The sequence below is a fragment of the Allobacillus saliphilus genome (assembly GCF_018138385.1).
GTDB lineage: Bacteria > Bacillota > Bacilli > Bacillales > Alkalibacillaceae > Allobacillus > Allobacillus saliphilus.
Genome location: NZ_JAGSIE010000023.1, coordinates 57843 through 69267, shown reverse-complemented (window position 1 = coordinate 69267; position 11425 = coordinate 57843). Strand labels below are relative to the sequence as shown.

Sequence of the window (11425 nt, the reverse complement as noted above, 5' to 3'; positions counted from 1 at the left end):
CTCATCACCCAGACTTATATCGCTATAAGCTTTTGAGACAGATGATGAGACCTCCCCGGTTAAGGTGTGAATTCTTTTACTCCATCTATCTGCCATATTTACATCGTATGAAAATAGTAGCTATTGGACTTTGACTTCTTTAGCAGTCTTATCCTCATACGCTGCCTCTTATATGGTTTCTGTTCGTCAGACCAGAGGTTTGCCTAAGGCTTCCTTCAGATTCCACGTCACCGTGGACACCCTTGCCCTTGACTATGTGCTTACCGCTACCAGGTCACACTCGGGACTTTCACCCGTTAGAATTCACCCATGCCGGGCAAACTAAGAAAATCGAAATTTCGACAAATTTCGATAGTGGGGGTGGCTGATGTTGGATGGCGGGACGCGTTTATCGAGCGGTTCCGCGCGTTCGTCGAGCGGTTCTGCGCACTCGTCGAGCGGTTTCGCGCGTTCATTGAGCGGTTTCGCGCGTTCATTGAGCGGTTCCGCGCGTTCGTCGAGCGGTTCTGCGCACTCGTCGAGCGGTTTCGCGCGTTCATTGAGCGGTTTCGCGCGTTCATTGAGCGGTTCTGCGTGTTCGTCGAGCGGTTACACACGTTTGTCGAGCGGTTTCGCGCACTCGTCGAGCGGTTACACGCGTTCGTCGAGCGGTTCGACGCACTCGTCGAGCGGTTTCGCGCGTTCATTGAGCGGTTCCACGCGTTTGTCGAGCGGCTCCATGCGCTTGTCGGGCGGATCGGCGCGCTAGTTGAGCGGTTACAAACGTTTGTCGAGCGGCTCGAGGCGATCGTCGGGTGGCTGTCCTTTTAATCAGATAATCAGCAATCAATTCACCAACATTCAACCGCAAAATCTCATGAAAAATCCTAATAAACATTAAACGGTGCATTTTTGCCGCGGCAAAAATGGTCTACTTGATCTTTCAAAGAACATTTATTAGCGGCTTCGCAATTTTTTTCGGCGGGTTTCTCGAGGATATCAACGGCTTTCTCCATTTTTATGGCGGCTTTCTTTAGTTTATCGGCGGGTTCGTGACTTTTATCGGTGGGTTCCGCGAAGTTATAGGCGGCTTCGTAATTTTTTTCGACGGCTTCACGGTGGAATTCGATGGCTTGGAGCATGTTTTCGACGGCTCGACAAAGGATTTCGATGGCTTCAAGCACTTTTTCGAAGGCCCGACAAAGGAATTCGACGGCTTCGCAATTTTTTTCAACGACTAGCCAAACGGTAGCAGTTTCCGTACGAAGTCGATCAAAAGGTTCATTTTTGCCTCAGCAAAAATGATCCACATAAAAATACACCCAGCCATCCGGCTGGGTGTTCATCCTAATTTATGCTTTTACTTCTTTTTTCCGTTTTTTACTTTTACGGTTCGTAAATTTCTGTGACAGATCATCAAAGAACGTATAGACGATCGGTATGAGCAATAGCGTAAAGAACATTGATACGAGCAGGCCGAAGATGATGACCACGGCGAGCGGTTGTTGGGCTTCTCCACCTTCTCCGAGTCCGAGGGAAAGTGGAATCATCCCGAGTATCGTTGTTAGTGATGTCATTAGGATTGGTCTTAAACGACTTGCGCCTGCGTCCATAATCGCGCTGAATCGCTCTTGTCCTTTTTCTCGTAAAATATTGATGTAGTCAACGAGCACGATGGCGTTGTTGACGACGATACCGGCGAGCATGATGACCCCGATAAAGGCTGGGATGCTGAACGGTAAGCCGGTCACAAACAGGCCAAGAATGACTCCCACAATCGTTGTCGGTAATGCGAACATGATGACGAATGGATGCAGGAAGTTTTCAAATTGCACGGCCATGACGGCATAGACTAAGAAAATCGAGAAGACGAGTGCGAGCGCTAAGTCGCCAAAGGCTTCAGCCATATCTTCCGCTTCTCCTCCGATTGAATAATCATATCCTTCCGGTAAGTGCATGTTTGCGAGTTTACTTTCTACATCGGATGTGACGCTTGCGAGATCTCGGTCTAAAATTTCGCTGGAGACCGTGATGGTTCGTTGTTGATTTTGTCTCGTTAAGCTTGCTGGCCCGATTTCTTGGTCAATGCTTGCGATGGAGGACAAGCTGACCATGGCTCCTGTTGGTGTTTGAATCAATATGTTTTCGACATCTTCAATCGTTGAGCGCTGTTCTTCTGGTGTCATGACGCGAACGTCGAGTTCTTGCCCTTCTGTCCGGAATTGTGTGGCGACGCGTCCATTCAGCTGCATGCTTACTTGGCCCATCACTTGGTCATACGTCATGCCTAGTTCGGCAGCATTGTTCCGGTCGATGTTAATTTGCATTTCTGGACGACCTTCATCAGCAGATGTACCTGCATTATGCACACCTTCGACTTCAGAAATCTCTGCAACGGTTTCATCCGCTAATCGTTTTAATGTGTCGAAGTCCGGTCCAGTCATTTGAATTTGAATCGGATTGCCTGCACTGATGCCTGCTCCCATGACCGCGACGTTAATTTCTGCGCCAGGAATATCTTCTACTTGGTCATTCCAACGTTTCATGACGTCTTCAGTCGTTTCGTCACGTTCGCCACTTGGAATGAGCTGAATCATGTAGCTTCCGACATTGGAGCCACCCCCCATCGGGCCTCCTTGTCCTTCAGAGCCGACAGATAGGTAGTTAGATTCCACGAGTTCCGAATCTTTATCAATAATTTTATTGACCTCGTCAACGACTTCTCGCGTTGTACTGAGTGTCGTTCCAGTTGGTGTTTCGACAGAAATTTCAATTTGTCCTTGATCCGCTTCTGGAATAAAGGCGGCTCCAAGCTGCGGTATAAGGAACAAGGTTGCAACAATTAAGACGAGCGTTCCTAAGATAGATGTTTTTCTGAAACGTAAAACGCCTCGAAGCATTTTTTGATAAACGGCTATGACTTTATCCATCAATCGATCGAACCAATAACGTCTTCCGGTGTTTTGCATTGCTTTCGATAGTAATTTCGATGAAAGCATTGGAATTAACGTAATGGATGCAATCAAGGACGCAATTAACGCAAAGGCGACCGTCAACGCGAGTGGCGCGAAAATTTCGGACGCAATGCCTTCAACGAAAATGATCGGTAAGAAAACGACCAATGTCGTCGTTGTTGATGCAATGACCGCTGGAGCAATCTCTGATGCCCCGAGTCGGGCGGCTTCTTTCATCGAGTAACCGCGTTCTCGGTAGGTGACGATATGTTCGAGTATGACGATTGCTGAATCGACCATCATCCCGATTCCGAGCGCGAGCCCACCCATCGTCAAGATGTTCACCGTTTCACCTGTAAAGTACATTAACGTAAACGTTGAAATAACTGCAATCGGAATCGATAATCCGATGACGAGTGTCGCCCGGAAGCTTTTTAGGAATAAAAGTAAAATCAACACCGCAAAAGCCGCTCCGAGTAATAAGTTTTGAACGACGGAGTTGATCGACATGCGGATAAACTCAGCATTATCGAAAACGATTTGTGCTTCAATGCCTTCAGGTAGATCTTTTTCGGCTTTCTTGATCGCCGCTTGGATTTCATCAGAAACAGAGACCGTGTTAGCATCGGTTTGTTTTAAAATACTTAAGACAACCGCTTCTTCACCGCTAACCATCGATAAGCCGTTGGACTCCACTGTTGCCCGTTCGACGGTCGCAATATCGTCCAGACGGATAAAGGTTTGCTGTGGTGTTTGAATTTGTGTTTCACGAATTTCATCAATCGATTCATATTCACCAGGAATTCGCAGTTGAAGTTCCTGATTTCCTCGCTCGATCACACCGGCTGACATCGACTGGTTTGCGTTTTGGACGGCTTGCATAACCTGTTGCGAGTTCAGTCCATATTGAGTTAGTTTTTGTTGGTCGAGTTGAACTTGGATTTCTTCTGACTCTCCACCTTCAATTTGCACGGAACCAACGCCTGCTTGTCGCTCGAACAATGGCTGGATGTCATTTTCTGCGACGCGTTGCAGTTCGGCTTTATCGGAGCCCGTTAAGCCAATCCACATGACTGGCATTTGCGCTGGGTCGAATCGGAGCACACTCGGCGAATTTGCTCCTTCAGGGAGAAATCCACTAACACTGTCGACAGACTCCCGCACATTGAGTAAGGCATTATCGAGATTCGTATCCATCGAAAACATCATCATAACGAGGGAGCTCCCCGGCTGTGATTGTGCCTGGACTTGCTCGATTCCCTCTATTGTACTGACAGATGATTCAATTGGCTTTGTGACAAGCTCTTCAACTTCTTGAGGTGCGGCGCCATCATAGGACGTCGCAACAACTGCAATCGGCAAATCAATTTCCGGAAATAAATCGACGGATAAGTTTCTGAATGAAATAAAACCGAGTGCGAGTATTGCTAAAATAATCATGATGACGCCGACTGGGCGTTTAATCGACGTTTCGATGAGTTTTTTCATTTACGCTCCCCCCTCTTGATTGTTCTTTTTTTCTATTGATTGGCAAGACATTTATTCGTCCTCCCCAACAATCCGTACCGCTTGGCCGTCGGAAATAGCTGTTTGCCCTGTAATGACGACTTGGTCTCCTGCAGAAAGATCACCTTCATTAACTGGTTTGACAGCTGTCTCCTCGGATTTCATGGAGATCAATTCAACGTCAATCGCGACTGCTTGATTGTCGACGACTTTAAAAAGCATCTGCCCTTCCCCTTGATTAACGACTGCGGCAGTTGGTACAACGAGTGCATTTTTCTGAATCATTTCTTCTAATTGAACTTGAGCGGTCGTTCCGATTGGAAAGTTATCGTTCTTTGATGTATCGATTTCTGCTTCAACAACAAATAATCCATTTTCTCCAGCTGTTGCAGCTACACTGTTGACCGTCGCTTTGCCTTCTTGATCAATCGCCGACATGCTGTAGTTGATTTCATCGTCTTTGGCGATAAATTCTCGGTCACTTGCGGTAATCGAGAAATTTAACAACACAGAGTCTTCCGCGATAATCACTGCTACTGGGTCTTCGGTCGAAACAGGTCGGTCTTCTTTCATATTCAAGCTTTGGACCATTCCGTCCATCGGGCTTTCTAACTCAATTGTTCCGTATTGTGGTGACTTGATTTTCGCTAAAACATCACCCTCCTCGACGGTCTCGCCTTCTTCCACATTCAGTTCTGTCACCTCACCAGCACCTTGTGGAATAACTGGCATTTGATCACTCGGTGTTGTTCGTGCGATGTATGTGTGTTTTTTTGTAAAGTCCTTCTCAGCAGTCTTCGCGACTTCCACTGGAATGTCGGCTGCTTCTTCATTGTTTTCGTCTTCATTTGATTCATCATTACATGCAGCTAGTATGAGCGCTGTCATGAGAATCAGTGTTATGAAAATTCGTTTGAACATGATGTTCACTCCTTACTCCCTCGTTTATTTTTATTATGTTTGGTGATATGCCCTTTCGGTGGTTTTCGATGGGCGGTTGTGCGTTTTGGGTTGAGCGGTTGGATGCTCAGTTTGAATGGTTAAGACGCGCTTATGAACGGTTGCGAAGCGTTTTTGAACGGTTAGACGCTGGATTTGAACGTTCGTCACGCGTTTTTGAACGGTTAGACGCTACAATTGAACGTCCACGGCGCCTTTTTGAAAGTTAGACGGTTTCTTTGAACGGCCTGCGCACCTTTTGAGTAATGGCGTTTGACTCGAGTTCTGCCGTTCAGTTCAAGTTGACATTTTATGATCATGAATTCGCTTTTATGAAAATCATTCAATCAATCTCCTGAGGCGGTTCGTTTCTACTCGTGTACTTTCTACTTCTTCGACTAATTGCAGCATCGATTGAATGACGACTGATTGAGGATGTTCTTTTTGGAACTCCTCTTGTAACACCTGTATAGCCTCAATTGCTCTTTCAGTCGTTTCATTCGATTCGACTTCATTGGATAACTTCCATTCAATCTCTTGAGCAATCAGGGATCTTTCTTGTAAATAATCGGGCAATTCTTGTATCATCGGTTCTTCATTTTGTTGCTGCATTCCATAGCAAACGTCATCCAATCGTCTGACAGTAAATGCCGCGAGTCGATCAGTTTCAAAATTAGCATTATCACCAATGAGCCAACTTGCATACCCGTTGACGATTCCATTCAACAAAATTGCGGCATCGTTCAGGTATGGCTGAAAGTCATCACCGTAAATGGCTGCAAGGTTTTCTTTTGCCCAATTGAAATTTCTTTGTTTCGATTGTTGAATGAGAGACTCGATATCTTTATCGATTGATATTTGCCCTTGCATGAGCATCACAATCAATGATTTATTCGATTTCAATAACTCAAAGAAAATTTCAAGCTGCTTTTTGAACGCTTCTCTTGGATCGTCGAATCGCTCTTTTACTTGATCCATTTTGTTTTGCGTCAAATTGGAATAATACGTATAGATTGAAAAGATCAACTCATTTTTCGATTGAAAATACGTATAGAACGAGCCTTTTGCCACGTTGGCTTTATTGACGATTTCCTGTACCGACGTGGTGTGAAAGCCTTTTTTGGCAAATAGCTCAATGCTTGCTTCGATAATCTCTGTTTTTTTATCCTTCAATTCTGTCATCTCCAATACTAGAATGACCAGTCAGTCATAGTCACTACGATACAGAAATAGATGCCATATAGCAAGTGAAAATGTTGTTACATTCCAAGAAAAAAACTAGGCTGGTCGCCTAGCTTTTTCGTGTCTTATTTTCTTCTCCTTTCTAATCGCGGATAGCGAGTGATCATTCATGTCTCCGCTTCAATAGGAGCGCTCTAAACACCGGTAGCTCACAAAAATACAGTTCTATCCTTCAATAGAAGTGTTCACGATTTATCCTAAAAAGCTTCCTTTTTTGAAATGACCGAATACGTGACCAGCCATAACGATTTGCTTTGTAAGCTGCTTTTTGCTGACGATGGCCTCATAGGTGAGACCATTGGCAAATGTAATGTTTGATATTGACGGGTCGCTTGGATGTGCATCAACTTTATGTAGGTGATTGTATGATATCCATGCACATTCGACATCTCGCATAATTTTTGTCGGCATAAAAATAAGTCCCTTTTCCGTATCAATTGGAATGGGCGGTTTATGTTTATTCTCTAAGATCGATTTGACGGCTTGTCTTCTACCGTCTAACGTTGTTCCTCTACTCATACATGATTGATCGACAATGTTGAATGATGTAGATTCACATAAGTAAAGGTCTTCTCCCTCGTAAATTAAGCATTGGTGTGGGTCGACATCAGGACAAATCATCAGCGTTTTTGCGTTGATAGTGTAATGCTGGATCTTTTGGATGGATCGACTAGTCACTTTCTTTTCACATTCCTTTCTACGATTTTAAAAAAATTTAGATGAAGAAGTAATCTTCTTTAATATAGATGAACTTACAATAATTTTCAAATTATTTTTACAAATTTTTGTTCTTTTTTAGAACAATATACTTATTGTTCTGTAAAATTGCTGGATTTTCACTAGGAAAGATGTGCTTTGTTCGTTTTATTGGAGTCACAAAAAATGACTGACCCGTTGATTTAATCAAAGGCCAGCCATTCATTCGTTTAGTTTTCTTTTTCTTTGTCTTCTTCTTGATCCAATTCATCTTGCATTGGATCTTCGCTATCTTGGTCACCATTCATGCCTTGGTCACCGTTATCTTGACCACCGTCCATTTCTTGGTCGCCATTATCGCCGTTCATACCTTGATCTCCGTTTTCTTGCTCTTCCATATTATCTTGTTCTTGGTTCGTTGGTTCCTCATCTTCAGCGTCAGCACACCCGGCAAGCGCACCGATTACTAAGAAAAGAGCAAGTAACGACTTCATGAGTGATGATTTCATTATGTCCCTCCTAAAAAGATTACTCAAGCAGTAGTATTTCCAAAGGAGAGACCTTTAATCAATTTTTTTAAGAAAAAGTATTTTAAGGGACAATTTTTGTGTGTAACTGATTCAATTATTTGCGGTCATAGAATGGCTCAAGTATGTGATACAGAGGAACACTGAAGGTACGCGAGCGAACCTGGTGGCATGCAGATTAACAGTGAACTTACAGGATTCAGGACTGAAGCACTGAAGGAATGCGGATTAACACTGAAGAACGCTGAATAACACTGAAGGAATGCGGATTAACACTGAAGATGTAGAATTTAACACTGAAGCTACGTGAATTAACACGGAAGATGCAGAAATTAACACTGAAGGTACGCGGATTAACACGGAAGGTACGCGAGCGAACACTGAAGCTAGTCGATTTAACACTGAAGAAACGTGAATGGTCGTTCTGATTCTTGGTATTAAAAATGACCAAATGCATGATTTGGTCATCTGAGTTACATATTATTTTTCTGGATCAACAATCGCAAACATAATCTCAGCTTCACATGCGAGCTCGCCGTCAACGGTTGCTTTTGCTTTTCCTTTGCCGATTGGTCCTTTTAATTTCACCATTTCGACTTCTAGCTTCAATCGATCGCCTGGTTTTACTTGGCGTTTGAATCGGCATTTATCGATTCCAGTGAACATGCCAAGTTTACCTTGGTTTTCTTCCATTTTTAATATGGCAACTGCACCGACTTGTGCGAGTGCTTCAACGATCAACACGCCAGGCATCACCATATAATTCGGGAAATGACCTTGGAAAAATGGTTCATTCGCTGTGACGTTTTTGTAACCGACTGCGCCTTTACCTTCTTCAACACTTTCTATTTGGTCGACAAGCAAGAAAGGGTAACGGTGGGGAATGATTTCTTTAATTTGCTCAATATCCAACATGAAGACTCCTCCTCATTGATTACTTTCCTTGAATATAATCGTAAATGCTTTTCCAAAACTCGATCTTTAAGACGTCTTGTGGGTTTTCGCCATCGCCGATTAATCCGTAGCCAACCACAAGGCCAATGATTAAACCAGCGAAACAAAGGGCAATGACGATGATTAGACGTAACCAAACCGGTAAATAACGAATCGGTCCACGGGGGTTCTTTTTTCGTTCTTCCCGTTTCGCTTTTCTTGCTTCTTTTCGATTCTGTGGTTCTCTCGGCTTCTCTTCTTTAACCGCTTCTCCTGCAACAAGTGTTGAATCTTCACTTGCTTCTTGTGTTTTTTCCAGCTCACCTAATGTTAAGATTTTTGTTTCTTCATCAGCATTTTGTGGATGAAAAACTTTCACAAAAGGAAGTTCGGCAAGGTATTTCGCTTCCGTCTGCAGTTTCGCTGCCTCTTCTGGTGTCTGCACCGCTATTTCTTCTGCCGGCAACTCAGCGTCTGGTTTATATGCAGGTAGCTCGGCATCTTCTTCTGCTTCTTCTGGAAGTTTCGCATCTGGCGTAAGTGCTGGTGAATCTTCTTGTGCTGTACCCTCATCGTCATCCCACGGAAAATTAATTTCCGCTTCACCACCGAGGCTTGGAGGTATATCCGTTGGTTGCAATTCGCCTGCATGGTCTAAGTTAACGGCACTTTCACTGACATGTTCATATCCATCATCTTTCTTCGCTTCGAGTTCACCTTGGCCTTCAGGTTTTGGTGGCAACTCGGTGTCCGTTTTTGCTTCAAGATTACCATTCATCGGGTGCTGTTCCGTTCTTTCCATTTTTTCTGCATTACTTTTTTCAGTTGAATTGGAGTCGGCACGGGGTTCTTGATCCGGCGTATTCAATTGATCGTTATTGTTCTCTAGATTTTCGTATTTTTCATCTGAAGACATGTGCTTCCCCTCAATTCCTCTTGCGATCTTCCGTTATTATGAACGCATACTATTTATAAGTCCCATCATTTGGTCGCCAAGCGTTATTGATTGACTGTTCAATGAATAGGCGCGCTGTGATTCAATCATTCGCGTCATTTCTTGTGCGAAGTTGACGTTGGATGCTTCCAACGAGCGTGTATGTAAAGTTACTGCTTCTGCTGGGATGGCTGTAACGATTTCTTCTGCCGGAACACCCAATCCTTCAGCATCCAGGCGGTAATTTCCGCCACCGACATTTTCCAACGTACGCGGTAAGTCAATTTGAACGAGTTGAATGTTCGCAACGGTTTCGCGTTGATCCCCAGTTGTCGTTTCCAAACGACCATCTGCTGTAATTTCGATGTTGTCAAACGTATGATCAATAATAATCGGTCCGTCGTTCCCTTGGACAGGATTCCCGTTTGAATCGGTCAGCATCACTTGCTCATTATCGTTTACAGGCTGTAAATAAAAATTCCCAGCACGTGTATATTGCTGTTCTGTTTCTCCATTAGCATTCGGAGCATTGACGACAAAAAATTGATTTGAATGCTCAATCGCTACGTCGAGTGGACGGTCTGTCGCTTGGATTGTTCCTTGGTCCATCAAAATATTCGTGTGAGCCAGTTTAGCTCCTGAACCTACCCGAATTCCTTCTGGTGTCAGTCGTGATGAATCGGAATCCAACCTAAGCATATTGTCGATTTGCTGAAACATCAATGATGAGAAATTGCTTTGTCGCGCTTTATAGCCATGCGTATTCATGTTCGACAAATTATTGGCGGATTGATCCATCCGATGCTGGAGCTGGTTCATCATCGTGGCAGCATTGTACATATTTCTCACGGTCTTTTCCCCCTATTCACCTTATCGTAAACGGCCAACTTGGTTCGCCGCTAAATCCAAGCTTTGGTCAAACATTCGAACGACTTGCTGATTCATTTCGAACATCCGGTAAGAACGCATCATTTCTGTCATCATTTGTTGTGGGTCGACGTTTGAGCGTTCAAGCGATCCTTGACTAATGGAAAAATTCACGCCTTCTGTCGTTCGGGCGTCCCCAATCGCGGCGCCTTCTTCCAATGCCCAAAGGTTATTGCCTTCTTTCGTTAAAGCGTTCGCGCTCTCTTGGTAGGCGACTTGAATAGCTGTATTCGCCATTGGTGAAATGACTTGGCCATTTGCCGTCACTTCGAAGTTTTCTGACCCCGTTTGAATCCGTTCATTATTCGTATCCATTACGTAATACCCGTCTGATGTCGTCAAGTAACCTTCTGCGTCAACGGTGAAATTTCCATTCCGCGTCAAACGTGGTTCGCCTTGTTCATTCGTAACCGTGAAAAACAAAAATCCGGTATCATCTGGTGTCGTCTGATTGATCAAAGCCAAATCTGTTGAAATACCTGTCTCTTCGACATCGCCTTGAGTAAATAATGGAACGTCTTCCTGCATATATGTACCTGTATGAAGGGAGCCGACAATATGGTTATTCGGTAAATTCACGTTTTGCTTTGTCGGAAGCGACTGTGATTGAATGTTTTGAATGAGCATTTCCGGAAACGCTCGGAATGTTCCCCGGTCTTGTTTGTAGCCTGGTGTTAACGCATTAGACATATTGTTCGACAACGAATCTTGGTATCGTTGCTGCGCAATCATTCCTGAACCTGCCGTGTGCAGTCCTCTTAACATATTCGTTCCCCCTCATACCATTT

The 11425-nt window shown here is 44.2% G+C and carries 12 protein-coding genes; 2 read left to right on the top strand and 10 right to left on the bottom strand.

Annotated elements, in window-relative coordinates; translation table 11 throughout:
• The first annotated feature begins 360 nt into the window (after nt 1-360).
• Nucleotides 361-810: a hypothetical protein gene (locus KC820_RS08315; protein ID WP_212370183.1), complete on the top strand. Its 450-nt coding sequence runs from the start codon at nt 361-363 to the stop codon at nt 808-810.
• Nucleotides 811-866: 56 nt separating this feature from the next.
• Here KC820_RS08315 and KC820_RS08310 read toward each other — a convergent pair whose 3' ends face one another.
• The 3 genes from KC820_RS08310 to KC820_RS08300 form a co-directional block, all read right to left on the bottom strand.
• Nucleotides 867-1163, bottom strand: a complete 297-nt coding sequence (locus KC820_RS08310; RefSeq protein WP_212370182.1) for a hypothetical protein — start codon at nt 1161-1163, stop codon at nt 867-869.
• A gap of 168 nt (nt 1164-1331) precedes the next feature.
• Entirely contained in the window at nt 1332-4421 is a 3090-nt protein-coding gene (locus KC820_RS08305; RefSeq protein WP_212370181.1) for an efflux RND transporter permease subunit, read from the bottom strand.
• A gap of 51 nt (nt 4422-4472) precedes the next feature.
• Nucleotides 4473-5360, bottom strand: coding sequence for an efflux RND transporter periplasmic adaptor subunit (locus tag KC820_RS08300; RefSeq protein WP_212370180.1), 888 nt, complete (start codon nt 5358-5360; stop codon nt 4473-4475).
• A 68-nt stretch (nt 5361-5428) separates the two neighbouring features.
• Here KC820_RS08300 and KC820_RS08295 point away from each other — a divergent pair, with 68 nt between their 5' ends.
• Nucleotides 5429-5608, top strand: a complete 180-nt coding sequence (locus KC820_RS08295) for a hypothetical protein (protein WP_212370179.1) — start codon at nt 5429-5431, stop codon at nt 5606-5608.
• A 109-nt stretch (nt 5609-5717) separates the two neighbouring features.
• On the opposite strand, the gene KC820_RS08290 is transcribed toward KC820_RS08295, so the two are convergent.
• The 7 genes from KC820_RS08290 to KC820_RS08260 form a co-directional block, all read right to left on the bottom strand.
• Complete coding sequence (locus KC820_RS08290; RefSeq protein WP_212370178.1) at nt 5718-6551, bottom strand: TetR/AcrR family transcriptional regulator; 834 nt, start codon at nt 6549-6551, stop codon at nt 5718-5720.
• 261 nt (nt 6552-6812) lie between these two features.
• Nucleotides 6813-7298, bottom strand: coding sequence for a competence protein ComK (locus tag KC820_RS08285; protein ID WP_144088501.1), 486 nt, complete (start codon nt 7296-7298; stop codon nt 6813-6815).
• A gap of 248 nt (nt 7299-7546) precedes the next feature.
• The gene (locus tag KC820_RS08280; protein WP_212370176.1) at nt 7547-7825 is read right to left on the bottom strand and encodes a hypothetical protein; all 279 of its coding nucleotides are present in this window, start codon (nt 7823-7825) and stop codon (nt 7547-7549) included.
• 498 nt (nt 7826-8323) lie between these two features.
• Nucleotides 8324-8758, bottom strand: coding sequence for a 3-hydroxyacyl-ACP dehydratase FabZ (fabZ, locus tag KC820_RS08275; RefSeq protein WP_144088503.1), 435 nt, complete (start codon nt 8756-8758; stop codon nt 8324-8326).
• A gap of 19 nt (nt 8759-8777) precedes the next feature.
• Nucleotides 8778-9692, bottom strand: coding sequence for a DNA-directed RNA polymerase subunit beta (locus KC820_RS08270; protein WP_236782580.1), 915 nt, complete (start codon nt 9690-9692; stop codon nt 8778-8780).
• Nucleotides 9693-9728: 36 nt separating this feature from the next.
• On the bottom strand, nt 9729-10550 hold the full coding sequence (locus tag KC820_RS08265; RefSeq protein WP_236782585.1) for a flagellar hook-basal body protein: 822 nt from the start codon (nt 10548-10550) through the stop codon (nt 9729-9731).
• 30 nt (nt 10551-10580) lie between these two features.
• Complete coding sequence (locus KC820_RS08260) at nt 10581-11402, bottom strand: flagellar hook-basal body protein (RefSeq protein ID WP_212370172.1); 822 nt, start codon at nt 11400-11402, stop codon at nt 10581-10583.
• Nucleotides 11403-11425: the final 23 nt, after the last annotated feature.

Excerpts from the sequence above, each read along its gene's own strand:
- fabZ (WP_144088503.1), bottom strand. The coding sequence starts at position 8,758 with ATGTTGGATATTGAGCAAATTAAAGAAATCATTCCCCACCGTTACCCT.
- KC820_RS08270 (WP_236782580.1), bottom strand. The coding sequence starts at position 9,692 with ATGTCTTCAGATGAAAAATACGAAAATCTAGAGAACAATAACGATCAA.
- KC820_RS08295 (WP_212370179.1), top strand. The coding sequence starts at position 5,429 with ATGGGCGGTTGTGCGTTTTGGGTTGAGCGGTTGGATGCTCAGTTTGAA.
- KC820_RS08260 (WP_212370172.1), bottom strand. The coding sequence starts at position 11,402 with ATGTTAAGAGGACTGCACACGGCAGGTTCAGGAATGATTGCGCAGCAA.
- KC820_RS08300 (WP_212370180.1), bottom strand. The coding sequence starts at position 5,360 with ATGTTCAAACGAATTTTCATAACACTGATTCTCATGACAGCGCTCATA.
- KC820_RS08265 (WP_236782585.1), bottom strand. The coding sequence starts at position 10,550 with ATGTACAATGCTGCCACGATGATGAACCAGCTCCAGCATCGGATGGAT.
- KC820_RS08305 (WP_212370181.1), bottom strand. The coding sequence starts at position 4,421 with ATGAAAAAACTCATCGAAACGTCGATTAAACGCCCAGTCGGCGTCATC.
- KC820_RS08280 (WP_212370176.1), bottom strand. The coding sequence starts at position 7,825 with ATGAAATCATCACTCATGAAGTCGTTACTTGCTCTTTTCTTAGTAATC.